A 23,375-nucleotide genomic window follows, 5' to 3' on the forward strand; every position below is an offset into this window, starting at 1 on the left:
CGCGGGAATGACGGCCGTAAGGGAGCCATGGAGTTCATGGCTACCTACGTCATGTGCTACGGGTCGCCACAACGGGTGGCACTGAAGCAGCACGCAAGGCAGGGCCGAGTACGGCAAGCTGCCCGAGCAACCCCAACGCCAAGGCGCCGATAGCGAGATAAAGCACGGGCAATCGCGGCTGCTCGTAGTGCAGCATCAACAGCATGTTCAGCCCGTAGGCCAGCAACACACCAAGAGCGACGCCGGTGCTCACGATCAAAAAATTCTCGAACTGGAAATAACGCAGGATATCGCCCTGCGTCGCGCCCACCGCACGGCGAATGCCGATGGAACGCCGGCGCTGTTGCACCCAGAAACTGGCCAGGCCCGCAATGCCCAGCGCAGTGACGATCAGCAGGCCAAGCGCCGCCGCCATCAGCAGCGCGATCATCGTGCGGTCGCGATGAAAGAAATCGGCACGCAATTGCTCGAACGTCTGCGCACGCCGGAGGATGCGATTGGTATGCAGACGATTGAGTGCCTCAGTCGCCTGTTTCAGCACGCGCTCGCGATCTTGCGGGGCGGTGCGCATGACGTAGGTTACGTCATTGGCATCGGGCAGCAGTGGAAACAGGGTGGCATAGTCGCTGTCGCTGCTCCCGTGCGCCTGCGGACGACGGAGGTGATCGACCACGCCGACGATGCGCACGGGCTTTTCATTCGGATAGATCGCCTTGCCGAGTGGATCCTGCCCTGGAAAAAGCTTGTCGGCCAACGCTCGCGTGACGATGACGACGGGCACCTGGTCAATACCGTTCCAATCGTGTGCACTACCCAAGGGCACGTATTCGTTCGGCAGGAAATCGCGGCCTTCGATCAGGTGCAGGCCGAGCGTGGCCAGTTCACCAGGCGTGCCGTTGAACGCAGTGGCCGCGGCGGGTGCGGGGCCGTCTTGCACCAGCGCGATGCCGTTGCTCCAATCGCGATGGTTGAACGGCAGCGCATCGACAGCTGCTACGGATTTCACGCCCGCGATGGCACGCAAGGCCGCCAGATCGGCGTCATGGCGCACCAGCGGTTGCGCGTTTTCATCCAGATCGGTGCTGTCGATCAACGCCAGTTCATTCTCTGCCACGCCACTGGGCTGATGCAGTTGCTGCACGCGATCGACGATCATGAAGGCGACGTTGCACACGATGGCGCAGGTGAAACTGACCTGCAGCATCAGCAGTAAGGCGGTGAGCTTGTGTCGGGTAAGGCTGGCGACGATCGGTGGTAGCGTCATGATATGCCTCACTGTGTCTTGAGCTGCAGGGCAGGAGCGACATTGCAGGCGCGCCAGGCGGGTATCAGTCCGGCGCACACGCCGGCAACCGTCGCCAGCAGGAAGGTACCGAGCAGCATGCTGAGATCCATCTGCGCGAGATGCGCGTAGCCATCCGGCCGGTGGCGTACGCTCCACAGACCCAGCTCGGCGAGACCTAAGCCCAGTGCGCCGCCGGCCAGTCCGACTGCTCCCGCCTCGATGCCCAGCTGCAAGAACACGTCGCGCCGCCGCGCACCCAATGCGCGCCGTACGCTGATTTCCCCGCCGCGGCGCAGGAATTTCGCCAGCAGCAAGCCGACGATGTTGAGCATGCACACGCCCAGAAAACCTAGCGCCAGCCACAGTTGCAGACGCAGATCGCCGGGGACCACGTGCTGGTTGCTCAGCCAATCCATCAAACTGAACAACTTGGCATCGAGCGGATGCGGAAAGCGTCCGTGCGCGTGCTGGTCGCGCCAGTAGCCGGCGAGGAAATCGAGATAGGCGTGCGCCTTGGCTGGGCTGTCCAGTTCCACCCAGAATTGCAGCCAGGCGCAATGATCGCTGGTGCGCGCATCGCCACCATTGCCCCAGCACCACATGCGGCCGGAGATATGCAAGTTGAGTTCCTGCGCGGTCTGCAGCGGTATGAAAAATTGATCGGTGCTGCCGAAGGCGGCGTTGTCGATCTGCGCGTAGAAAGTGGGTTGCGGTTGCCAGTCATCCAGCACGCCGACCACGCGGAAATCGGTGTTCTTCAAACGTACGCTGCGGCCGATGCTGGGCGCGTTGCCGAACAGTTTGCGATTCAAGTCGGCGTTGAGGACCACCACGCGCGCATGGCTTTGATCATCCTGCGCGTTCCAGCCGCTGCCGGCACGAAAGGGTGCGCCGAACATCGGAAAGAAGTCGGCGGTGACGTAATGCCCAGATTCGAAAAAAGGATGCAGTGACGTCTGCGCCGGTTGCACCGGCAAGGTGCCGGCGGCCATCGCTGCCTGCCGGTCCGCGCGTGCGGCGTGCAGCAGATACATCGCATCTACCCAAGTCCGGGTGGCATCCAGCGCCGTGTCGTCCGGCTTGGTGTTGCTGACGGGGCGCGGATCGACGACCGGCACATACAGCCGCGCGCTGCGTCCAGGCAGCGGGTCGCCGGACATCACGTGCAGCACGGTGATCATGGTCATGCTGGCGCCTATCCCCAAGCCGATGGCGAGCACCATCAGCGCCGTGATGATCCTGCTGCGGTTGAAACTGTAAAAGGCGAGCAAGCAGTAATAGCCGAGCATGGTGAGCTTCCCTGTATGCAGGACGCAGTGCGCCGTCCGCCGACATGACGGGCGGTGCATGCATATCCGGATGTGCCGTGCGGAAACGACCGGGGCGCCTCAAGCGCACCGGTTTCTCATCGATCGACGGGTTTTGCCAATCCTTTCGCGATGGCATCGCTGAGCACGCGGTCCAGCTGTCGATTCCTGTCCTGTGAATGCTGCTGCTCCTGCTTCGACATCGTTGCTTCCTGCTTCGAAAGCTCGGCCTCCTGCCTGGACAGTGCGGACGCCTGCTGATCGATGGCTTTGTTTTCGCGTTGGATGTCGGCCAGCTCCCGGTCAAGGCCCCGCAGTTCTCCTTCAAGGCTTGCCTCGTTGTCGCCGCCGTCCTGCGACGTCGCGCGCTGCGCTGCGTGTTCCATCAGGGCGGCGCGGCGATTTTCCACGTCGGCTTGCCGGGACGCGAGATCAGCATGGCGTGCCGCCAGTCCGGCTTGTTGTCCGGCAAGCTCGCCCTGCTTGCCGGCGAGTTCACCCTGTGCCTGCGCGACTTGCGCGGACTGCGCATAGATATCCTGGGCGTGCCGGATCACATCTGTGTCGCGGATCAGATAAGACTTGTTGTTCTGCCGCAGCCACAGTAGCGGTGCATTGCCATGGTCCAGGCGTTGCGCTCGTGCAAGATCCGCATCGCTGCCTTGAACTATGACGGTATCTCCATCCAGCAAGACAAAGCCATGATCCGCATGCGCCTTGGTGTCGATCTCCACGTGGGCGGCGTTGAAGTCAGGTGCAGGCGGTGGAAGCGGTGGGGGCGGCACGGTCGTTGAAGGCGGTGCTGGCGGCAGGGGCGGTATGGCGGGTGCAGGCGGTGGTGGCGGTATCGCGTAGGCGCCAGTGGCGGACGGTGTCTGCGCAGCGGTACTTGCCTGTTCCGCACGCGCCGTGGTGACGCGATAAGGAAGTACGCCGATCAACGCCATCGCCGCTACCAGCAACCAACCGTGCTTGCGCGGCTTGGCCTGGCTCTGTTGCAACATGATCAGTCGCCTCTTCAAATGAAGGAACGTGGAGGACGCACCGGCAAGGCTGGAATGCACGGGATCGACCACACCCAGGCGAACCAGCAGATGGCCGTAGTGCTGTGGCGTGGCGTCGTGGCGCTGCAATACCTGTGCATCGCATGCGGCTTCGCGGTGGATCGCGTATTCGCGCATCGCCCAGCTCGTCAGCGGATGAAAGAAGAACAAGCGCTGCGCCAGCGCGGGAATCCAGCACAGCCACAGGTCGCCGCGATGGATGTGCGCCAGTTCGTGCGCGATCGCCATCGCCAGTTCGTCTTGCGACAAGGTCTGCTCGGATGGCAGCAGCACGACGGGGCGCCATAGGCCGCTGACCTGTGGAGACACGATCGCATCGGAGATGCGCAAGGCTGGTATGCGGCGCATGCCCAGCGCCCTGGCTTGCTGCGTGCATAGCGCTGACAAGGCGGCGCTGGCGGGTGTGCGCGCCTCACGCACCAGGGCCCGCGCTTCCAGCCAGTGCCGTACCGCGAAGATCGCCTGCAGCAGGATGATCGACAGCCACAGCAGCAATGCCGCTTCCGGCCATGACCACATCCCATGATTTGCCGGCGCTGCGAGGGCCGTGGCTTGCGCTGCTGCCATCGCCGCGGTCGTCTCGGCATTGGCGTGCACGATGACTTCGTGCGGCGCGATGAAAGCCATTTGTGCGACCGGCTTCAACCAGTGCAATTGCACCGGCGTGTTGAGCGCCATGCCCAGCAGCAGTTGCGCACCCACCAGCCACCACAGCATGCAGCGCACGGCCGCCGAAAGACGCGGCATGTAGCGCATGATCAGCCACAACACTGCGATCAGCAGAACGGCTTGCGCGCTGGTCCATGCAAGACGCGGCAGCAGGGCATCGGCGAGCGTACGTAGCGTATCCATGTCAGCTTTCCTTGCGTTGTGATTGCAGCTTCGCCACCAGAGCTTCCAGTTCGGCCAGCTCGTTGTCGCTGACGTCTGCCTTCTGCGACATCCACGCGACGAACGGCGAAAGCGAACCGGACAGGGTCTTCTCCACGAACTGCCCTACCGCGTTGTTCAACGCCTCGTTCGGCCCGGTGGCCGTGCTGTAGCGATACACACCCTCGACGTGGCGGCGCTTCAAGTAGCCCTTGCTGCGCAGGCGTTCCATCATGGTCAGCACGGTGGAGCGCGCCAGCTCGCGCGCTTCGCCGAAGGCGGCGGCGACTTCGCCCACGGTGGCGGGTTCGTGTTCGGCCAGGTAATGCAGGAGCGCCAGCTCCTGGTCCCCGATGGATGGTTTGCGCATGGCGTTGGCATCGATGACTACAGGTGTAGTCACGCTACTCCTTGACTACATCTGTAGTCAATAGCCGTTTGGTTAAGGCGCACGTGAATCGGCGCAGAGAGGGAGTACCAACGGCACCCTTGAGGTCATGCATCCCGCGCATACTTCCACTCCTGCCGGCATCGTGCCGGCCAGCTACCCGGTGACCTCATGACTCCCCAGGAACAACTCCTCCTCGACGATTTCCTCCAGCGCCTGGCCGCCGTCAACGGCGTGAACAAGGATGCGCAGGCCGATGCGCTGATCCACCAGCGCCTGGCCAGCCAGCCCGACGCGGCCTATCTGCTGGTGCAACGCTGCCTGCTGCAACAGCATGCGCTGGACGCGGCGAAAGCCCAGATTGCGCAATTGCAGGCGCAATTGGCCGGGCAACAACAAGGGGGCAGCTTCCTTGGAGGCCAACCGCAGTCCGCATGGGGTAACAACCCACCACCGTTTCCACCGCAACAGCAGGCCGCTCCGGCTGCTGCACCAAGCTGGCGCGAGCGTTTGTTCGGCGGCAGTGCGCCGGCCGCGCCGCAACAGGGCGGCGGTTCGAGCTTCTTTGCCAACGCAGCGACCACCGCGGCCGGCGTCGCCGGCGGCATGTTCCTGTTCGACGGCATCGAAAGCCTGCTGGGCGGCCACCGTGGCGGCGGTTTCTTCGGTGGCGGTTTCGGTGGTGGCCAGCCGGAAGTGATCGAGAACGTCACCGAAAACAATTTCTACGATAACGGCAACAACAACTTGCCGAGCGGTGGCGATCAGGATTTCGCGTCCAACAATGATTTCGATGATGCGAATTTCGATGGCGGCAGTTTCGACGACGACAACAGCTGGACATGATCTTACTGGCGCGCCCTCTTTCCTGCGGGAAGAGGCGCGCATAAGGAAGGGCTTCCTACGCATGCATGTAAGAAACGCCGCAGTGGAAGAAGCGGGCGCTTTGGCGCAACTCTGGTTCGATGGTTGGCAGGATGCGCACGCAGCCATCCTGCCAGTGGAGTTGGTGCGACTGCGCACGCGTGAAAGTTTTGAACAACGTCTGCTAGGCGGGCTGGCCGAGGTGCGGGTGATCGGCCCGGCTGGCGCACCACTCGGCTTCTGCATGCTGAAAGAGGATGAGCTTTACCAGCTGTTCGTTTCCGTCGATGCGCGTGGTTCCGGTGTCGCCGCCGCCTTGATGGTGGATGGCGAAGCGCGGCTTGCTGCCAAAGGCTTCGAGAGGGCATGGCTGGGCTGCGCCATTGGGAACCATCGGGCCGCTCGGTTTTATGAGAAGAGCGGCTAGCGCAATGTGGGCCGGTTTGTTATCCCGGTCGAAACCAGCAATGGGCCGTTTGATTTGGAAGAGTGGCGGTTTGAGAAGCGTCTTGTACGCGACTAAATGCATCGTCGTCTCGGCGAAGGCCGGACGGAGCGCGCAGCGCGGAAAACGTTCCCATGGACGGCCCGGAAGGGGTGGGCGAAGCGAATCACCCAACGACTTGCAGTTCGTCAAAGTCACTAGCCCCGGCCTTCGCCGGGGCGACGAATGAATAACGCGGTTCAAGCCAGCTCTTTGCAGAAGAAGATGCGAGCCGTGCCGGGCGGATCACACGGAATGGCGCCGAATTCGCGCCAGCCATGTTTCTTGTAGAAGTCCGGCGCCTGGAAGCTGATGGTGTAGAGGACTGCCGCGCGGCAGCCGCGGCGCTTTCCTTCTTCCTCGGCCAACTGCAGGATTCGGCTGCCTAGGCCCGAGCCACGTAGTGCTTGAGGAAGAAAGAACACATCGAGGAACAGCAAACCGAGCGAAGTGCGGCCTGTGACCCCGCCGATCGTCTTGTTTGTATGCGGATCCTTGATCAATACCGCCAGCGGGCGCCGATCTGCAATGCCGCTCGTATCGATGTTGAATTGATCGAGCCCCTCAGAGATTACGGACAGGTCCTCAGCCTCGGGTGCATCGGTAACGACGACAAGCGGCGTCCTCATGCTGGAACAAGCTCCTTGCAGAAAAAGATGCGGCTGGTGCCCGAGGGAATACTTGGAAACCTGCCGAACTCGCGCCAACCCTGCTTCATATAAAACTCGGGCGCCTGAAAACTATTCGTATACAAGATGCCGGTAAAACAGCCGCGACGGGAGCCCTCCTCTTCGGCCATACGCAGCAGCTTGCTACCTAGGCCGGCGCCGCGCATGGATTCGGGCAAGAAAAATACATCGACAAACAATATGCCGCGCGTAGTGCGGCCGTTGAGACCGCCGACTACTTCATGAGAAGCGGGATCGCGCACCAATAGCGCCAGCGGACGCTGGTCGGCGATGCCGCAGGCCTCGAAGTTGAACCGATCGAGTGGGCGACGAATCGCCCCTAGCTCATCGGCAGTGGGGGCGTCGGTAAGAATGATGTGCGACGAATCCATAGCCGCCGATTATGCGTCAGAACGCCATGTCGAAGGCGACGTCACCCTCCACGCCGACTTGATAGGCCGACACGCGGCGCTCAAAGAAGTTGGTGACTTCCTGCACGTCCTGCAGATCCATGAAGTCGAACGGATTCTTCGCGCCGTACTTCTTCGGCAGATCGAGCTGGGCCAGGCGCTGGTCGGCGCAGTATTGCAGGTATTGACGCATGTCCTTCACCGAGAGACCCGCCACGCCGCCGGAAAGCACGTCCTCGGCAAATTGCGTTTCGCAGGCGATCGCTTCTTCCAGCATCGCTTCCACCTGTGCACGCATGTCTTCGTCAAACAGCTCTGGCTCTTGTGCACGCACGGTACGCACCACGGCGAACGCAAAGCCCATATGGCCGGATTCGTCACGGAATACCCAGTTGGTGCCCGAAGCAAGACCATGCAACAGCCCGCGCGAGCGCAGGAAGTACACGTAGGCGAACGCAGCGAAGAAGAACAATCCTTCGATGCACGCCGCAAAGCAGATCAGGTTGAGCAAAAACTGCCGGCGTTGCTCGCGCGTTTCCAGCTTTTGCAGGTTCTGGATGGAATCGATCCACTTGAAGCAGAACGCGCCTTTCTGCTGGATCGACGGAATGTTCTCGATCGCCGCAAACGCCTTGTTGCGCTCGTTCGGATCGGGAATATAGGTGTCGAGCAGCGTAAGGTAGAACTGCACATGCAGCGCTTCCTCGAACAACTGGCGCGACAGATACATGCGCGCTTCCGGCGCATTGATGTGCTGGTACAGGTTCAACACCAGGTTGTTCGCCACGATGGTGTCGCCGGTGGCGAAGAAGGCAACCAGGCGATGGATCAGGTGGCGATCTGCATCGGTCATCTTCGACTTGAGATCGGTGACGTCGAGCGAGAAATCCACTTCCTCCACCGTCCAGGTGTTCTTGATCGCGTTGCGGTACATCTCGTAGAACTCCGGGTAGCGCATCGGGCGCAGCGTGAGTTCGAAACCGGGATCGAGGATGTGCTCGGACATGGATGTTCCTTCAGGCTTAGTCGAGTTTGCGCGCGTACTTGCCGCGCACGAAACGGCTGATGTAGGTGGACAGGCCGACGCCGGCTTCGGCCAGCGTCTGCATGTTGCGTACGTGCATGCGGCCGGGTTTGGCGTCGGTGTATTCGTAGGTGCCATCACGTACGAAGTGCACCAGGATGAAGCCCTTGCCGATCGTATAGGCGCTGACGCCGGAGCGGCGGCTGCGGTTGCGGTAGGGTTTCATTCTTGGCATGGGTGTAAGGAAGTCACTGGCTCCCGGCGTTCGCCAGGATGACGGATTTGAGAGTTGCCGGCGGACTTCCAGCCGCTTTTATCTTGATGAAGATAGCGGCATGAGATCGCGACAGCCCTGTGTTTATATGCTTGCCAACAAGCGAAATGGTGTCCTGTATGTTGGTGTGACGTCTGATCTGATTCAGCGCGTTTCGCAGCATCGCTTGGATCTTGTTTCCGGTTTTACGAAGCGTCATGGCGTTCACCATCTCGTTTGGTACGAAGCGCACGATTCCATGGACTCGGCTATTGCCCGCGAAAAGCTACTTAAGAAATGGCATCGTCGATGGAAGTTAGAGCTCATCGAGAACACGAATCCGTATTGGAATGACCTATACAAAACCTTGTTTTGAACCCGTCACCCCGGCGAAAGCCGGGGCCTGGTGTCTTTCGCTCGAGAAATCCAAAACCAAAGTCGCTAGGCCCCGGCTTTCGCCGGGGTGACGGGCCTGAGGTTACTGGCAAGCCTCGCAATATTCCGGATTTTCCAGCGAGCAGAACACTGCCGCCGTCGCCACTTCCTGTGCGTCGGGCGCAGGCGCCGCAACCGTTGTTGCCGTTACCGTGGTCTTGGCGATCTTGGTGGCTGGCCGCGAGCGCAGGTAATAAGTGGTTTTCACCCCCGCCTTCCACGCATACATGTACATGGAACTCAACTGCCCGATATTCGGGTTCTCCATGAACAAGTTCAGCGATTGGCTCTGGTCGATATATGCACCACGCGCAGCGGCCAGGTCGATCAGCGCTTTCTGCGGCAGTTCCCACACCGTGCGGTAGATCGAGCGCAGACGCTCCGGGATCGCCGTGATGCCCTGGATCGAACCCTCCGCCAGCTTGATCGCGTCGCGGATTTCCGCCGTCCACAAACCCAGCGACTTCAGCTCGTCCACCAGGTAGCGATTCACCACCAGGAAGTCGCCCGACAGCGTTTCGCGCTTGAACAGGTTGCTGACCTGCGGCTCGATGCATTCGTAGCAGCCGGCGATGGAGGCGATGGTCGCCGTCGGTGCGATCGCGATCAGCAGCGAGTTGCGCAGGCCCTTGGCCTTGATCGCTTCGCGCAGCGCATCCCAGCGCGCCACGTCGTGCACCTTGGCATGGGGCCAATAATCGAACTGCAGTTCGCCATTCGCCGCGCGGGTTTCCGCAAAGCCGGGATGCGCGCCGTGTTGTTCGGCCAGCGCGTTCGATTGCGCCAATGCGTTGTAGTAGATCTCTTCGGCGATGCGCGTGGACAGTTCCAGCGCTTCGGCCGAATCTACGGCCAAGCGCAGCTTGAAGAACACGTCCTGCAGGCCCATCACGCCCAGGCCAACCGGGCGCCACTTGCGGTTGGCGGTGGCGGCGGTGTCGATGGGGTAGAAGTTCAGGTCGATCACGCGATCCAGCTGGCGCACCGCCGTGCGCACCGTGGCAGCAAGCTTGGCGAAGTCGAACGAGCCATCGACTACATGGCGGGACAGATTGATCGAGCCCAGGTTGCACACCGCCGTTTCGCCGGCGCTGGTGACTTCCAGGATCTCGGTGCACAGATTCGACAGATGGATGACGTTTTCCGCTTTGGCCGTCTGGTTGCTGGTGGCGTTGCTGCGATCCTTGAAGGTCATCCAGCCGTTGCCGGTCTGCGCCAGCGTGCGCAGCATGCGTGCATAAAGTTCGCGTGCCTTCACCGTCTTTACCGCCAGACCTTCGGCTTCGGCCTTGTGATAGGCGCGCTCGAAGGTTTCGCCCCAGCTGTCGACGAAATGCGGCACGATCTTTGGATCGAACAGCGACCAGTTGCCGTCGTGTTCGACGCGGCGCATGAATTCGTCGGGAATCCAGTTGGCGAGATTGAGGTTGTGCGTGCGGCGCGCTTCGTCGCCGGTGTTGTCGCGCAGTTCGAGGAATTCCTCGATATCGGCGTGCCACGGTTCCAGGTACACGCAGGCCGCGCCTTTGCGCTTGCCGCCCTGGTTCACCGCGGCGACCGAGGCATCCAGCGTTTTCAGCCATGGCACCAGACCGTTGGAATGGCCGTTGGTGCCCTTGATCAGCGAACCGCGCGAACGTACGCGCGAATAGGCCAGGCCGATGCCGCCGGCGAATTTGCTGAGCTTGGCGACGTCGCCGTACTTCTCGTAGATCGATTCCAGCGAATCCAGCGGCGAGTCGAGCAGGAAGCAGGAGCTGAGCTGCTCGTGCGCCGTGCCGGCATTGAACAATGTCGGCGAGCTGGCGATGTATTCCAGCGACGAAAGCAGGCGGTACAGCTCCAGCGTTTCGCCAATCTCGTTGCCGCCGAGTGCGCAGGCGATGCGCATGAAGAAATACTGCGGCGTCTCCACCACTTTGCGCAGTTGCGGATGGCGCAACAAGTAGCGGTCGTACACCGTGCGCAGGCCGAAGTATTCGAAGCGGCGCGAGGCCAGCGGATCGATCGCATCGTTGAGCTTGCGTGCGTTTTCGGTCACGAAATCACGCAGCCGCGCATTGACGATGCCCAGTTCGGCACCGCGTGCGACGGATTGCGAAAAGCTCTGGATTTCCTGCCCGCTCACTTCCTTGTCGATAAAGGCGCTGAGCAGGCGCGCGGCGAGCTGGCCGTATTCCGGTTCCTCGGCGGTGAGCGCGGCGGCGGTACGGATGGAAAGCTGATCCAGTTCCTGCGTGGTGGCGCCGTCATACAAGCCGCCGATGGTCTTCAGCGCCACGCGCAGCGGATCGACCGCATGCAAGCCTTCGGCGCTGCGCGTGACCGCGCGGACGATCTTGTTGACGTCGACCACTTCCTGCCGGCCGCTGCGCTTGGTGACGCGCATCTGGCCCGGGTTGTGCGGAGGAGTCAGGGTGAAAGGTGCTTCGGCGGTAGCGGACATCGTTCCAGCAATGGCAGTGGCCGGCGCGTGGGCATCGGCGGAGAAAACGGCAGGTTCGGCGCGGTCGGCAGTGCGCTCGCGCGATTCGGTATCGATAGGTTGCATGTCGGACGCTCCGGGCTGCGGAATCGGTCCGGCCGGCGAGAGCCGGTTCGTGCGGACAGATTCCTTGGACTCAACCGCCTGCTCCCGCGCGCAGGGCTGAGGTGGCGGTACCGCGGTCGTGCTCGCTCGACACAGGCAATGACATCCGCGTCGCGCGACACACCTCTCCCACGGAGGCCGTCACCAGCGGCATGGCGCTCCGGCCAGACCGTGTCGGCAGGTCTTCGGACTTGCGGATGTGGATCTCGCGATCCGCCTACTCGCCCCGCTTCCCAGCCCTGCAGGCCAGTGCGACTGGGCTTTGGTCTCCGCCTACCGCTGCGGGGCAGTTCCGGACTTGCACCGGATTCCCGAGCCACCTCGAAATCGTTCGAAGCGGCAACCGACGGAGCACAACATATCGGGGTCGCCGTTGCCGGTCAACCCAATAATTTGTGGATAAGCCGGTGGATAACCAGACGGACTCCAACCGCCATGCGGCCTGTGGCCCGGTTGAAAATTTTTTCGCTACGGCACGATGGCGACAACGATCCCCAGCCACATCAGCACCAGCCCCGCGGCGAAGCTGCGGCGCGCGGGCGCGATCCGTTCGACGGTGTCATCGGCCACCGGCGTGGTGGCGATCCAGATCGTCGCGCCCAACGCCATGAAACTGAAGAAGGCCAGGCACACCACCACGATGTCACGCGCATTCCAGGGCGTAGGTTCGTGGACGCCCCAATAACCGAGAAAGGCCATGCCCATCGCCGACATGGTGGCAGAGGCGGAGCAGAGACCGACGACCGAACCGGTGGGTGCGCGCATGCCGCCGACTCCATGGAAAGATTGGGCGGATCGTAGCGCAAGGCGTGGTGTGCGCCCGCACTGCGCCGATCACGAAGCCGGGCAAGTCTCCATTGGTTCGTGCGCGCTCACAGACTTACATCGATCTCGATCGGGTAATCGACCGAATCGGACAATTTGGGCGGTATGGGAAATGTCCACGCCGAAAACTGGCCGGCGAGGCATTTCGCGACGGCTGTCGGCGCGCGCACATCCACGTGCAGCGGATGTCCGTCGGGCGAAATATCCGCAACCAGCGTAAAGGGCGACTTGTCCGCCGGCGCGTTGCTCGCCAGGCAGGCTTTCAGTGCGTCGGTCATCGGGTTGCCGGTCTTGGCCCAGAATTGTTTTTGATAGGCCGGGCCGGTGGGGCCGGCTTCCACCATCTTTGCGCGCTGCACGCGCGTGGTGAAGGTGTCCGTCGAGGGCGGCTGTGCGCCGGCAAGCAGCGCGAGCACGAGGGCTGTAAGCATGGCGGCGGGGCCGGCGGCTGGATGGGTACGGCACCATATCGCAGATAGATGGAGCGAAAAAGCATGGACGCTGCGCGTTTCGCGAAGTCGACATGGATCGAGTCCGCGACGGGACGGGCGTGCAGCAACGATGCGAATACGGTGCTGCTCCGTATGCTCGTCCATCCATGTGACCTTGACGGTCTGAGAGCAAGGCCATCTGCCTTGTATGTATCGGAAGTTCGTGGATAGCAGGCGGTGTAGTCACTTTCGATTTTTTTGTCGGCGAATGGCTCTCTTCGATTATCACTTGCATGACGGAACGAAAAGCTCAAACGTCATTGCGGCGCACGAGGGGTGAGCATGTACGCTCAAGCGAAATCCGAATGAACAGTGCACTGGGAGCTATCCATGTACGGCAGTTCAAAGCATGCAATGGTGATTGCAATAGCGGATTCAAGGCTGGGGTACTGCTGCCTTTTTGCGAATTTTCTGCCTTGCGCGTCGAGCGCTTGGCATCCCTCCGTAGATATCCGATGCGTACGTCCTCATAAGCCAACTTCCACGCCACGTAGTGGGAGGTTTGATTGGAGTGTTGCGTTTCATTCGGCTGGAATGGTGGGACCTTGCTTGTCTATCGAGGTCGCACCGTGCAAGACGGAGGCCCGGGACGGGTCTTCTTGCAAGAAGGCGGTCGACGTAAAGCGGCCGTTGTGAATCAGGGGGCAGTAAACCGAAAAAGGTGCTCTATGAAAATCTTCACGGGAAAGAAGAAGTCGATTCTCGCCATGGGAGTTCTTGGGCTGAGCGCAGCATTGACCGGGTTCGATGTATCTGCCCGATCCGATATCCAATCCGACCAGGTTGTCCCCTTGATTATTGGTGGTACCGAAGTGCCAAGGGGCAAATATCCCTTCATGGCTTCGCTTCAGGATGAAGGCAACCATTTTTGCGGCGGTTCGCTCCTTGACACGAGGTCGATTCTTACTGCCAGGCATTGTGTCGTAGACATTACGAACGATGAGGCGGCTTCTCACGTATCGGTCACTGTCGGACAAACGCTCCTCAGTGACGGGATCGGTTCGCAGCGGCGGGGCATCAGTGCGGTTTTTGTCAGTACGTTGGAGGGCTCCGATCTGGCTGTTGTTGTACTGGACCGACCTGTGATGGGCATCGCGCCTGTCGCATTGCCGACGCCCGGGAGTGACGCTTTGTACAGGCCCGGCCAGATGGCAACGGTGATCGGCTGGGGAAATACCGATAGCGAAGGTTTTCCATACCACCCGGATCGATTGCGTGAGGTGGATGTACCGATCCTGTCGATGGAGGAATGCATCATCGCGGCGCCGGAATTTGATTTCAGCACGAATTTCTGCGGTGGGGTGCGAGGCAAGGGGGCGTGTCACGGTGACAGCGGCGGCCCCGTCATTCGCGTCATCGGTGGACGCGTGTACCAGATCGGCACCGTCTTCGGGGGCATTCGTTGCGCAGGACAAGGGGCGCCCGGGGTCTATGCCAATCTCAGCGATCAAAGACTCTGGGATAGCCTCATTCCCATCTGGGTCAAATTCTAATCGGTGTGTTTAAACGGAGGCCGCATCGTGCTCGACGGGTGGGGCTTCCTGCGAACGGGCAGTCGCATGGCGCGATTGTCGTGATGACAACGGAGCTGAATGGAGCATTTTCATGAGTATCTCAAGGAAAAGAAAAGGGCAGGCCCTTGCGCTAGGCATTCTCGGGTTTGGTGCGGGGTTGATCGCAGCTGGCACATCCGCCGCATCTGACGGGCATGGCCAGGTTGGGCCTCTTATCATCGGCGGTACTGAAGTACCCAGGGGCAAATACCCCTTCATGGCATCGGTCCAGATAGATGGAAAGCATAGATGCGGAGGATCACTGCTCAGTTCCACATTGGTCATTACGGCTGCGCACTGCGTAGAAGGCGTCAATGACAAAAACGCGCACCGGCTATCGGTGACCGTTGGGCAAACGTTGCTTAGCGATGGAATCGGTTCTCAGCGGCGCGGCATCCGTGCCATTGATGCCAGTACGCTCGATGACTCCGATCTCGCGTTGGTCACGCTTGATGCACCTGTGGAGGGCATCGTCCCCGTCACGCTGCCCACGGCGGGGGCAGATGCCTTGTACCGGCCTGGCCAGATGGCAACGGTCATAGGTTGGGGAAATACCGATAGTCAATCGTTCCCCTACTATCCGGATAGGTTGCGCGAGGTCGACGTACCGATCGTCTCCATGGATGAGTGCGCGATTTCATATTCAGATCACGACATGAGTACTTACTTCTGCGCTGGGGTCCGAGGCAAGGATTCGTGCCAGGGCGATAGCGGTGGCCCCATCATTCGGGCCATCGGTGCCCGCGTGTACCAGATCGGCGTGGTCTCTTTCGGCGACGGTTGCGCAGATCAGGGAGCGCCAGGAGCGTATGTCAACCTTAGCCTGCCCAGCCTCCTGGATAGTCTCGACAGGGTGTGGGAAAAGCCAGCTGATCAACAGACAGGAGCAGTGGCCAGGAGATGATTCGTGGTTTTAAGTAAGCGCTGAGTTGGCCGGATGCCCCGTTCGCGGGGCATCCATGGCTTCAGCCATTGCATCCATGGAATAAGAAACAGGTTGAGTGCCGGGTCATTCCGGCCGATGTTCCAGCGCCAGGTACTCCTGGCTCTGCATCTCGATCAAGCGCGATTCGGTGCGGCCAAACTCCGCACGCAGGCGCTCGCCGTCGTACAGCTCGGTGATTGGTGCACCAGCCGAAAGAATCAACTTTACGTGGCGATCGTAGAACTCGTCCACCAGCTGCACGAAACGCTTGGCCGGATCTTCGCTGTAGAGGGTGAATTGCGGCACGTTGGAGACGATGATGGCCGGCGCGGTTTTCGCCAGTGCGATGTAATCGGCGACAGCGCGCGGGCCGTCGCAGAGTGCCGGGAAATCGAACCACAGGATATTGCCGGCGCGCTTGCGTACCGGGATCGGGCGGTCGTTGATCACGATCTCGCCACCGTCGACGATGTCACCCTGCGCCTGGCTGGCAAAGATACGCGACAGTTCGCGCTCGGCCTCGGCGCCCGGCGGCGTGTGATACACCGGTGCATGCGTGAGGGCACGCAGGCGCCAGTCGTGCGAGGAGATCATTTCCACCACGTGGCAGTGTTGCTTGATGGAAGCGATCGCCGGCAGGAAGCGCGCGCGTTGCAGGCCGTCCTGGTAGAGGTTGCCGGGCGCGGTGTTGGATGTCGTCACCAGCGTGACGCCGCGCGCGAACAGGGCTTCCAGCAGGTTGGCCAGGATCATCGCGTCGCCGATGTCGTTGACCAGGAATTCATCCAGGCACAGCACGCGGCATCGCTGGGCGATGTTTGCCGCGACGTCGACCAGTGGATCCTGTCGCTCGCCCAGTTCACGCAACTGCTCATGCACTTCGCCCATGAAGCGGTGGAAGTGACGCCGCAGTGCGACGCCATGCGGCAGGCTCGCGGCGAACAGATCCATCAGGAAGGTCTTGCCGCGGCCGACGCTGCCCCACAGGTACAGGCCGGGCACGGCTTGGCGTTCTTCGCCACCGAGCAAGGATTTCAGACGGCCGAACAGGCTGCTGCCGTTGCCGTTGGCTTGCACGCACAGCGCCGCGTGCATGCGATCGAATTCCGGCAGCACCGCGAGCTGCGCGGGATCGGCATTCCAGCGGTGGGCGGCGACGCCTTCCTGGTAGCGCGCGCTGGGAGAGAGTTGGGTCATGAAGCGGCAATCTAGCGTAGACGTTGATTGGTACCGCCATGCCGTCATTCCCGCGAAAGCGGGAATCCATTCTCATGGTGCATCAGGGCAAGATGGATTTCCGCTTTCGCGGGAATGACGGCATGGCGGATTGTCCAGTATTTGAGTTAGCCGGTACGTCACTCGCGCACAGGCGGCAGATGATCCTGCATCCAATGTTTCACCGCCCCACGCAAATCCATCAGGCGGCGGTGGAAGAAGTGCCCCGTCTCCGGCATGCGCACCAGTTCGGGTGGCTGCTCGAGACTGTCGATCCAGTCGAACACCGCTTGCGGTTCCACGATCTCGTCTTCTTCGCCCATCACCACCAGCCAGGGGCAGGTGGGCAGCACGAGTGTTTCGTGCGACCAGCGGCCGATCGGTGGCGCGATGCTGATCAACGCATCGGCCTTCAGCTTCACCGCATTGCGCAACGTGACGTAGCTGCCGAAGGAAAAGCCGGCCAGCCATAGTTGATCGTCGGGGCGCATCTTGCGCGCCCACGCCACGGCGGCAGCAAGATCGTCGCTTTCGCCGCGGCCGTTGTCGTAGTCGCCCGCCGATGCGCCGGCGCTGCGGAAGTTGAAGCGCAAGGTGTCGAGCCCGCATTCGCGCAGGCTGCGTTCCAGCATGGTCACCACCTTGTTGCGCATGGTGCCGCCGTCCTTGGAGTTGGGATGGCAGATCACCACCACGCCGCGGCGCGCGCACGGACGCTCGGCGACGTCGCTGATGGCTTCGAGGGGGCCGGCCGGGCCTTGCAGGGTGAATTCGGTGAGCGCGTCCGGGAAGGCGGACGGATCGGGGGAGGGGGCAGCTTGGGTCATGCGCGTCATGATAGCGTCCGACGTTTTCGCATGCGCTTCCCTCCCTCTTCGGGAGGGAACCAAACAAAAGCGCCACCCGAAGGTGGCGCTTGCAGGCATGGCGAGGTCGAAAGTTATTTCGCCTGGTCGACGATCCACGTCACCGCGGCCTTCACCTGCGCATCGGTCAGCGCGGGGTTGCCGCCCTTGGCCGGCATGGTGTTGCCGTCCGGGCCGTGGTAGCCGTCGATGGCGTGCTTGACCAGCGTATCCAGGCCTTCGGCGATGCGCGGCGCCCACATCGACTTGTTGCCGAGCACCGGCGCACCGGCTACGCCGGCGGTATGGCAGCTATGGCAAAGGTTGTCGTAGATGGTCTTGCCGTCGGTGGTGCCGCCGTAGGCCACTTGCGCGGCAGCGGCCTTGGCGGCGGCTTCCTGCGCGGCAAGCATCGCGGCGCGGCCGGTATTGCCCGCGTAGACCGCGCCATTGGGGGCGAGGCTGGCGGACAGCTGTTGCGCGGCGTTGGGATCGGTTTCCTTCGGCTCGTGCTCGTAGATCGTCCATGCGGTGAAGATCAGGACCAGGGTCAGCACGCCGAGGCCGGCGATAAGCAGCGAGAACTGACGCAGGAAACTCTGGTCGGATTTGCTCATGGAACCGCTCACGCAAGTACTCCAGTCATCTAATGATTAATCTGGAAAAGCCGCCACGTTTTCCCCCGTGACGTACCTTGGCGCCCCTGGCGACCATGCCGCGGGGCGCCGGATCAAACCGGTCGCTGCGGACAACAGTGCCGGAGTATAGACGAAGCTCGCAACAAGTTGAGATAGCATCAGACCGGATTGCCGCCATCATGCCGCGGCGATTTGTCCGAGGACTTTAGTAGAGTGCGTGGGCCATGCCTGCAGGCATACGGTCAAAACCCGTTGATAGGCTTTGCCTTATGGACCATGCCATCGGTCATAAGGCACCTGTGTCAACTGGCATTGTCCAAGCTCGTCAGGCAGCTCCTATGCTTGTTCGCAACACATAGGGTAAGTGTGCATCGTTCGCACCGGGCGGAGACGGGTGGTTCCGCCGTTCAATCCAGGAGTTTTACATGTCGCGTTTTTGGAAGATCGCGTTGATCGTGGTCGCCGTGCTGGTGGTGGGGGGAGTCGCCTTCCGCTTGCTGCATAAACCAGGGGCGGAGCCCGCGGCCGGCAATCATCACAGGCAATCGGCAAAAGATGGCGGTCCGCCGGGCGCCAATGGCCAGGACAACGCGCCGGTGCCGGTGACGGTGGAGCCCACGGTCAAGCAGAACGTGCCGGTCTATCTCACCGCGCTCGGTACGGTGACGGCGCTCAATACGGTGACCGTCAATCCGCAGGTCAGCGGCCAGCAACTGGTGAAGATCAATTTCAACGAAGGCCAGGCGGTGAAGAAGGGCGAGGTGATCGCCGAGATCGATCCGCGCACCTACCAGGCCGAATACGACCAGGCCGTGGCCAAGCAGAAGCAGGACGAAGCCTCGCTCGCCACCGCCATCAGCACGCTGGACCGCAACCAGAAGCTGGTCGCCAACGGTTATGTGGCGGCGTTGAACATCGACACCTATCGCAACAATGTCGCGCAACTGAAGGCGACCGTGGTCGCCGACGAAGCGGCGGTGCGCTCGGCCAAGGTGCAGCTGGATTTCACCAAGATCATTTCGCCCATCGATGGCGTGGCGGGCATCCGCCAGGTCGATCCGGGCAATGTGGTGAGCACCACCACCAACATCGTCACGCTCACGCAGATCCAGCCGATCTACATTCTTTTCAATCTGCCCGAGCAGAATCTGGAGGCCGTGCGTGATTCGTTCCAGAACGGCGCCAACAAGCTGGAAGTGATCGCGCTGGATCGCGCCGATGCGCATCCGCTCGATACCACCGGCACGCTGCAGGTGGTGGACAATCAGATCGACACCAGCACGGGTACCTTCAAGCTGCGCGCAGTGTTCAACAATCCCAACAGCACGCTGTGGCCGGGCCAGTTCGTCAATGTGCGGCTGCGCGTGCGCACCGTGCAGGGCGGGCTGGTGATTCCGGCGCAGGCCGTGCAGCGTGGCCCGGATGGCGATTTCGTCTACAAGCTGCAGCCGGATCAAACGGTGGCGATGCAGTCGGTGCATGTGGCAGGTGAAGTCGGCGATAGCCACGTGATGATCAGCAGCGGTCTTGCCGACGGCGACCAGGTGGTGACCGAAGGCCAGTTCCGCCTCAAGCCCGGCAGCAAGGTGAAGGCGCTGAAGCCGGGCGAAGTGCCGCCGGTGCAAGTCACCCCGGATGGAAAGAAAGACAAGCAAGGTGGTAAGCGCCGTGGCAACACGGGCTGACCAAACCGAGCGCCATTCCTTCCCCTCTCCTCGTCGGAGAGGGCCGCGGGTGAGGGTACGGACAATGCGGCCTGGCATGTCTGGCGCGGGATCGTTTCATCGGTTTCCACGCGCACCCTCACCCCAAACTCCTCTCCCGGAGGGAGAGGGGCTTCATCGATGCTCTGACCACGGATAGTCCGACGACTATGGGATTCTCGACCCTCTTCATCCGCCGCCCCATCGCCACCTCGCTGCTGATGGTGGCGGTGATGCTGCTCGGCGTGCTCGGCTATCGCGAGCTGCCCGTTTCCGCGCTGCCGGAAATCGAAGCGCCCAGCCTGGTGGTTACGACGACGTATCCGGGCGCCAGCGCTTCCACCATGGCTTCGCTGGTGACCACGCCGCTGGAGCGACAGCTCGGCCAGATCTCCGGCCTGGACATGATGACGTCCGATTCGTCCGCGGGCCTGTCCACCATCGTGTTGCAGTTCAACATGGACCGCGACATCGACATTGCCGCGCAGGACGTGCAGGCAGCACTCAACCAGGCGCGCGGCACGCTGCCGAGCACGCTGCCATATCCGCCGGTGTACAACCGCGTGAATCCAGCGGATGCGCCGATCATGACGTTGATGCTCACCTCCGACAGCCGCCAGCTGCGCTATGTCAACGACCTGGCCGATTCGATCCTGGCGCAGAAGCTGTCGCAGGTGCAGGGCGTGGGCCTGGTGTCGATCGCCGGCAACGTGCGTCCGGCGGTGCGCATCCAGGTAAATCCGGCGCAATTGGCCAACCTGGGCCTCACCATGGAAGACGTGCGCAGTGCGTTGACCCAGGCCAACGTCAACGCGCCCAAGGGCACGCTCAACGGCACCACGCAGTCGTACACCATTTCCACCAACGACCAGCTGGAAACGGCCGCCCAATACAAAGACACCATCATTTCCTACAACAGCACCAACAACGCGCCGGTACGCCTGTCCGACGTGGCGAAGGTGGTCGATGGCGTGGAGAACGACCAGCTTGCCGCGTGGGCCAATGGCAAGCCGGCGGTGCTGCTGGATATCCGCCGCCAGCCGGGCGCGAACATCGTGCAGACCGTGCAGCACATCCGCGACATTCTGCCGCAGCTGCGCAGCGTGTTGCCGGCGGACGTGCACCTGGATGTATTTGCCGACCGCACCATCACCATCCGCGCGTCGGTGGAAGACGTGCAGTTCACGCTCGTGCTCACCATCTTCCTGGTGGTGGGCGTGATCTTCGTGTTCCTGCGCCGCCTGTGGGCGACGGTGATTCCCTCGGTGGCGGTGCCGCTGTCGCTGCTGGGCACCTTCGGCGTGATGTCCTTCGCAGGCATGTCGCTGGACAACCTCTCGCTGATGGCGCTGACCGTGGCCACCGGCTTCGTGGTGGACGATGCGATCGTGATGATCGAGAACATCGTGCGCTACATCGAGCAAGGCAAGGACGGCAAGGAGGCGGCGGAAGTCGGCGCGAAGGAAATCGGCTTCACCGTGCTGTCGCTGACCGTATCGCTGATCGCCGTGTTCCTGCCGCTGCTGCTGATGCCCGGCGTCACCGGCCGCCTGTTCCATGAATTCGCCTGGGTGCTCGCCACCGCCGTGGTGATCTCCATGCTGGTGTCGCTGACGCTGACGCCGATGATGTGCGCCTACCTGCTGAAGCCCGATGCGTTGCCGGAAGGCGAGGATGCGCACGAGCGCCATCTCGCGGCCGGCAAGCGCACGGTGTGGGCGCGCACGGTGGGCGTGTATGAGGGCACGCTGGATTGGGTGCTCGATCACCAGCGCATGACGATGCTGGTAGCCGTGGTCGCGGTGGCGGTGACCGTCTTCCTCTACATCGTGATTCCCAAGGGCCTGTTGCCCGAGCAAGACACCGGCATGATCACCGGCGTGGTGCAAGCCGACCAGAACGTCGCCTTCCCGCAGATGGAACAGCGCACCAAGGCGGTGGCCGACGCGCTGCAGAAAAATCCCAACGTCGCGGGCGTGGCGGCCTTCATCGGCGCGGGCTCGATCAATCCCACGATCAACCAGGGCCAGCTCAGCATCGTGCTGAAGGATCGCAGCAAGCGCGCCAGCCTGGATGACGTCGTGCGGAGCTTGCAGAACGATGCCGCCGATATTCCGGGCGTGGCGCTGTACCTCAAGCCGGTGCAGGACGTGACGCTGGACACGCGCGTGGCGGCTACCGAGTACCAGTACTCGATGTCCGACGTGAGTGCGCAGGAACTGTCGCAATACGCCACGCAGATGACGCAGGCGCTGCGCCAGCTGCCGGAACTGGCGGACGTGGACAACAACCTGGCCGACCAGGGCACCGCGCTCAAGCTCTCCATCGATCGCGACAAGGCGAGCACCTTGGGCGTGCCGGTGCAGACCATCGACGACACGCTGTACGACTCGTTCGGCCAGCGCCAGATCTCCACCATCTTCACGCAGTTGAACCAATACCGCGTGGTGCTGGAAGTCGAGCCGCAGTTCCGCACCAGCACCTCGCTGCTCAACCAGCTCACGGTGAAGAGCAACGGCAGCGGTGCGCTCACCGGCAGCAACGCCACCACCTTCGGTCAGGCCGCGTCGAGCAATTCCTCCACCACCACCGGCATCGCTACGGCCAATACCGGCATCATCGTCGGCGCCGGCGGCACCATTCCGCTGGCCTCGTTGGTGAACGCGCAAGTGACCACCGCGCCGCTGGTGATCAGCCACCAGCAACAGCTGCCGGCAGTGACGATCTCGTTCAACCTCGCGCCGGGCTATTCGCTGTCCGAAGCGGTGGATGCGATCCACAACGTGGAGAAGCAGCTCAACATCCCGCCCCAGGTTCGCGGGCAGTTCATCGGCAAGGCGGCGGAATTCTCCTCATCGCTCGGCAACGAAGCGCTGTTGCTGCTCGCCTCGATCATCGTGATCTACATCGTGCTCGGCGTGCTGTATGAGAGCTACATCCATCCGATCACCATCATCTCCACCCTGCCGCCGGCCGGCGTGGGCGCGCTGCTGGCGTTGATCCTGTGCAACATGAGCCTGTCGGTGGATGGCATCGTGGGCATCGTGCTGCTGATCGGTATCGTGAAGAAGAACGCGATCATGATGATCGACTTCGCCATCGAGGCGCAGCGCACCGGCATGAAGCCGCGCGAAGCCATTCACCGCGCCTGCCTGCTGCGCTTCCGCCCGATCATGATGACCACCGCCGCGGCCATGCTCGGTGCGCTGCCGCTGGCGCTGGGCAGCGGCATCGGCGCCGAGCTACGTCGTCCGCTGGGCGTGTCGATCGTCGGCGGCTTGCTGTTGTCGCAGCTGGTGACGCTGTACACCACGCCGGTGATCTATCTGTATATGGAACGATTCTCGGAGTGGCTGCAGGCGCGCCGCGAGCGGCGGGCGCTGCGGCATGCGGCGCGCGATGCGGTGTAGTTCGTACGCTCTTTGCATTAGCTCCCTCTTCCCCATCCCTGGTCAATAACGGGGGAGAGGGCTGGGATGAGGGGCGAATCCCGCGGAATGGCTGACGCCGTGCGGGATTCAAAAAGCAAAACCTGCCT

Annotated in this window: 22 protein-coding genes and 1 riboswitch; of the genes, 7 read left to right on the forward strand and 15 right to left on the reverse strand. The window is 62.1% G+C overall.

Going from position 1 to position 23,375, the window contains the following annotated elements; genetic code table 11:
* Positions 1-49: 49 nt before the first annotated feature.
* From V7M64_RS04525 to V7M64_RS04540, 4 genes are all read right to left on the reverse strand, one after another.
* On the reverse strand, positions 50-1,264 hold the full coding sequence (locus tag V7M64_RS04525; RefSeq protein ID WP_333677353.1) for an FtsX-like permease family protein: 1,215 nt from the start codon (positions 1,262-1,264) through the stop codon (positions 50-52).
* Between the two features lie 8 nt (positions 1,265-1,272).
* Positions 1,273-2,574, reverse strand: a complete 1,302-nt coding sequence (locus tag V7M64_RS04530) for an ABC transporter permease (RefSeq protein WP_333677354.1) — start codon at positions 2,572-2,574, stop codon at positions 1,273-1,275.
* A gap of 116 nt (positions 2,575-2,690) precedes the next feature.
* Positions 2,691-4,508, reverse strand: coding sequence for a M56 family metallopeptidase (locus V7M64_RS04535; protein WP_333677356.1), 1,818 nt, complete (start codon positions 4,506-4,508; stop codon positions 2,691-2,693).
* A gap of 1 nt (position 4,509) precedes the next feature.
* Positions 4,510-4,896: a BlaI/MecI/CopY family transcriptional regulator gene (locus V7M64_RS04540; RefSeq protein ID WP_333677468.1), complete on the reverse strand. Its 387-nt coding sequence runs from the start codon at positions 4,894-4,896 to the stop codon at positions 4,510-4,512.
* Positions 4,897-5,085: 189 nt separating this feature from the next.
* Between V7M64_RS04540 and V7M64_RS04545 the strand changes: the two genes are divergently transcribed.
* The gene (locus V7M64_RS04545) at positions 5,086-5,760 is read left to right on the forward strand and encodes a DUF2076 family protein (RefSeq protein ID WP_333677358.1); all 675 of its coding nucleotides are present in this window, start codon (positions 5,086-5,088) and stop codon (positions 5,758-5,760) included.
* Between the two features lie 61 nt (positions 5,761-5,821).
* The gene (locus tag V7M64_RS04550) at positions 5,822-6,205 is read left to right on the forward strand and encodes a GNAT family N-acetyltransferase (protein ID WP_333677360.1); all 384 of its coding nucleotides are present in this window, start codon (positions 5,822-5,824) and stop codon (positions 6,203-6,205) included.
* A gap of 257 nt (positions 6,206-6,462) precedes the next feature.
* Here V7M64_RS04550 and V7M64_RS04555 read toward each other — a convergent pair whose 3' ends face one another.
* Genes V7M64_RS04555 through V7M64_RS04575 form a run of 5 tightly spaced genes read right to left on the reverse strand, consistent with a single transcriptional unit; the run spans position 6,463 to position 8,837 of the window.
* Positions 6,463-6,891, reverse strand: a complete 429-nt coding sequence (locus V7M64_RS04555; RefSeq protein WP_333677362.1) for a GNAT family N-acetyltransferase — start codon at positions 6,889-6,891, stop codon at positions 6,463-6,465.
* Complete coding sequence (locus tag V7M64_RS04560; protein WP_333677363.1) at positions 6,888-7,322, reverse strand: GNAT family N-acetyltransferase; 435 nt, start codon at positions 7,320-7,322, stop codon at positions 6,888-6,890. The genes V7M64_RS04555 and V7M64_RS04560 overlap by 4 nt, the downstream gene beginning before the upstream one ends.
* A 16-nt stretch (positions 7,323-7,338) precedes the next feature.
* Positions 7,339-8,346, reverse strand: a complete 1,008-nt coding sequence (locus V7M64_RS04565) for a ribonucleotide-diphosphate reductase subunit beta (RefSeq protein WP_333677365.1) — start codon at positions 8,344-8,346, stop codon at positions 7,339-7,341.
* Between the two features lie 16 nt (positions 8,347-8,362).
* The gene (locus V7M64_RS04570; protein ID WP_333677366.1) at positions 8,363-8,590 is read right to left on the reverse strand and encodes a hypothetical protein; all 228 of its coding nucleotides are present in this window, start codon (positions 8,588-8,590) and stop codon (positions 8,363-8,365) included.
* A gap of 22 nt (positions 8,591-8,612) precedes the next feature.
* Positions 8,613-8,837: a hypothetical protein gene (locus tag V7M64_RS04575; RefSeq protein WP_333677475.1), complete on the reverse strand. Its 225-nt coding sequence runs from the start codon at positions 8,835-8,837 to the stop codon at positions 8,613-8,615.
* Here V7M64_RS04575 and V7M64_RS04580 point away from each other — a divergent pair.
* Positions 8,766-8,993 carry a GIY-YIG nuclease family protein gene (locus V7M64_RS04580; RefSeq protein ID WP_333677470.1) on the forward strand — a complete coding sequence of 76 codons (228 nt, stop codon included), beginning with the start codon at positions 8,766-8,768 and terminating at the stop codon, positions 8,991-8,993. The genes V7M64_RS04575 and V7M64_RS04580 overlap by 72 nt on opposite strands.
* A gap of 102 nt (positions 8,994-9,095) precedes the next feature.
* On the opposite strand, the gene V7M64_RS04585 is transcribed toward V7M64_RS04580, so the two are convergent.
* The 3 genes from V7M64_RS04585 to V7M64_RS04595 form a co-directional block, all read right to left on the reverse strand.
* Positions 9,096-11,603, reverse strand: coding sequence for a ribonucleoside-diphosphate reductase subunit alpha (locus V7M64_RS04585; RefSeq protein WP_333677368.1), 2,508 nt, complete (start codon positions 11,601-11,603; stop codon positions 9,096-9,098).
* 197 nt (positions 11,604-11,800) lie between these two features.
* A riboswitch (cobalamin riboswitch) is annotated at positions 11,801-12,005 on the reverse strand.
* Positions 12,006-12,110: 105 nt separating this feature from the next.
* Complete coding sequence (locus tag V7M64_RS04590) at positions 12,111-12,407, reverse strand: hypothetical protein (RefSeq protein WP_333677369.1); 297 nt, start codon at positions 12,405-12,407, stop codon at positions 12,111-12,113.
* 107 nt (positions 12,408-12,514) lie between these two features.
* Positions 12,515-12,898, reverse strand: coding sequence for a peptidase C13 (locus V7M64_RS04595; protein WP_333677370.1), 384 nt, complete (start codon positions 12,896-12,898; stop codon positions 12,515-12,517).
* Positions 12,899-13,626: 728 nt separating this feature from the next.
* Between V7M64_RS04595 and V7M64_RS04600 the strand changes: the two genes are divergently transcribed.
* Positions 13,627-14,451, forward strand: a complete 825-nt coding sequence (locus V7M64_RS04600) for a serine protease (RefSeq protein WP_333677371.1) — start codon at positions 13,627-13,629, stop codon at positions 14,449-14,451.
* Between the two features lie 112 nt (positions 14,452-14,563).
* Positions 14,564-15,415, forward strand: coding sequence for a serine protease (locus V7M64_RS04605; protein ID WP_333677372.1), 852 nt, complete (start codon positions 14,564-14,566; stop codon positions 15,413-15,415).
* Positions 15,416-15,520: 105 nt separating this feature from the next.
* Here V7M64_RS04605 and zapE read toward each other — a convergent pair whose 3' ends face one another.
* The 3 genes from zapE to V7M64_RS04620 form a co-directional block, all read right to left on the reverse strand.
* The gene (gene zapE, locus V7M64_RS04610) at positions 15,521-16,633 is read right to left on the reverse strand and encodes a cell division protein ZapE (protein ID WP_333677373.1); all 1,113 of its coding nucleotides are present in this window, start codon (positions 16,631-16,633) and stop codon (positions 15,521-15,523) included.
* A 158-nt stretch (positions 16,634-16,791) separates the two neighbouring features.
* Positions 16,792-17,478 (reverse strand): alpha/beta hydrolase, encoded by a 687-nt coding sequence (locus V7M64_RS04615; protein ID WP_333677471.1) that lies wholly within the window; start codon positions 17,476-17,478, stop codon positions 16,792-16,794.
* A 113-nt stretch (positions 17,479-17,591) separates the two neighbouring features.
* Positions 17,592-18,113, reverse strand: coding sequence for a c-type cytochrome (locus V7M64_RS04620; RefSeq protein ID WP_324146189.1), 522 nt, complete (start codon positions 18,111-18,113; stop codon positions 17,592-17,594).
* Between the two features lie 446 nt (positions 18,114-18,559).
* On the opposite strand from V7M64_RS04620, the gene V7M64_RS04625 reads away from it, so the two are divergent.
* Together V7M64_RS04625 and V7M64_RS04630 are read left to right on the forward strand one after the other, a co-directional pair.
* Positions 18,560-19,819 (forward strand): efflux RND transporter periplasmic adaptor subunit, encoded by a 1,260-nt coding sequence (locus V7M64_RS04625; RefSeq protein WP_333677375.1) that lies wholly within the window; start codon positions 18,560-18,562, stop codon positions 19,817-19,819.
* Positions 19,820-20,007: 188 nt separating this feature from the next.
* On the forward strand, positions 20,008-23,247 hold the full coding sequence (locus V7M64_RS04630) for an efflux RND transporter permease subunit (protein WP_333677377.1): 3,240 nt from the start codon (positions 20,008-20,010) through the stop codon (positions 23,245-23,247).
* Positions 23,248-23,375: the final 128 nt, after the last annotated feature.

It is taken from the genome of Dyella sp. (assembly GCF_036746095.1).
Lineage (GTDB): Bacteria > Pseudomonadota > Gammaproteobacteria > Xanthomonadales > Rhodanobacteraceae > Dyella_B.

What these genes read in the sequence shown, in the direction of transcription:
- V7M64_RS04525 (WP_333677353.1), bottom strand. Translation starts at nt 1,264, where the DNA reads ATGACGCTACCACCGATCGTCGCCAGCCTTACCCGACACAAGCTCACC.
- V7M64_RS04530 (WP_333677354.1), bottom strand. Translation starts at nt 2,574, where the DNA reads ATGCTCGGCTATTACTGCTTGCTCGCCTTTTACAGTTTCAACCGCAGC.
- V7M64_RS04535 (WP_333677356.1), bottom strand. Translation starts at nt 4,508, where the DNA reads ATGGATACGCTACGTACGCTCGCCGATGCCCTGCTGCCGCGTCTTGCA.
- V7M64_RS04540 (WP_333677468.1), bottom strand. Translation starts at nt 4,896, where the DNA reads ATGCGCAAACCATCCATCGGGGACCAGGAGCTGGCGCTCCTGCATTAC.
- V7M64_RS04545 (WP_333677358.1), top strand. Translation starts at nt 5,086, where the DNA reads ATGACTCCCCAGGAACAACTCCTCCTCGACGATTTCCTCCAGCGCCTG.
- V7M64_RS04550 (WP_333677360.1), top strand. Translation starts at nt 5,822, where the DNA reads ATGCATGTAAGAAACGCCGCAGTGGAAGAAGCGGGCGCTTTGGCGCAA.
- V7M64_RS04555 (WP_333677362.1), bottom strand. Translation starts at nt 6,891, where the DNA reads ATGAGGACGCCGCTTGTCGTCGTTACCGATGCACCCGAGGCTGAGGAC.
- V7M64_RS04560 (WP_333677363.1), bottom strand. Translation starts at nt 7,322, where the DNA reads ATGGATTCGTCGCACATCATTCTTACCGACGCCCCCACTGCCGATGAG.
- V7M64_RS04565 (WP_333677365.1), bottom strand. Translation starts at nt 8,346, where the DNA reads ATGTCCGAGCACATCCTCGATCCCGGTTTCGAACTCACGCTGCGCCCG.
- V7M64_RS04570 (WP_333677366.1), bottom strand. Translation starts at nt 8,590, where the DNA reads ATGAAACCCTACCGCAACCGCAGCCGCCGCTCCGGCGTCAGCGCCTAT.
- V7M64_RS04575 (WP_333677475.1), bottom strand. Translation starts at nt 8,837, where the DNA reads ATGACGCTTCGTAAAACCGGAAACAAGATCCAAGCGATGCTGCGAAAC.
- V7M64_RS04585 (WP_333677368.1), bottom strand. Translation starts at nt 11,603, where the DNA reads ATGCAACCTATCGATACCGAATCGCGCGAGCGCACTGCCGACCGCGCC.
- V7M64_RS04590 (WP_333677369.1), bottom strand. Translation starts at nt 12,407, where the DNA reads ATGCGCGCACCCACCGGTTCGGTCGTCGGTCTCTGCTCCGCCTCTGCC.
- V7M64_RS04595 (WP_333677370.1), bottom strand. Translation starts at nt 12,898, where the DNA reads ATGCTTACAGCCCTCGTGCTCGCGCTGCTTGCCGGCGCACAGCCGCCC.
- V7M64_RS04600 (WP_333677371.1), top strand. Translation starts at nt 13,627, where the DNA reads ATGAAAATCTTCACGGGAAAGAAGAAGTCGATTCTCGCCATGGGAGTT.
- V7M64_RS04605 (WP_333677372.1), top strand. Translation starts at nt 14,564, where the DNA reads ATGAGTATCTCAAGGAAAAGAAAAGGGCAGGCCCTTGCGCTAGGCATT.
- zapE (WP_333677373.1), bottom strand. Translation starts at nt 16,633, where the DNA reads ATGACCCAACTCTCTCCCAGCGCGCGCTACCAGGAAGGCGTCGCCGCC.
- V7M64_RS04615 (WP_333677471.1), bottom strand. Translation starts at nt 17,478, where the DNA reads ATGACCCAAGCTGCCCCCTCCCCCGATCCGTCCGCCTTCCCGGACGCG.
- V7M64_RS04620 (WP_324146189.1), bottom strand. Translation starts at nt 18,113, where the DNA reads ATGAGCAAATCCGACCAGAGTTTCCTGCGTCAGTTCTCGCTGCTTATC.
- V7M64_RS04625 (WP_333677375.1), top strand. Translation starts at nt 18,560, where the DNA reads ATGTCGCGTTTTTGGAAGATCGCGTTGATCGTGGTCGCCGTGCTGGTG.
- V7M64_RS04630 (WP_333677377.1), top strand. Translation starts at nt 20,008, where the DNA reads ATGGGATTCTCGACCCTCTTCATCCGCCGCCCCATCGCCACCTCGCTG.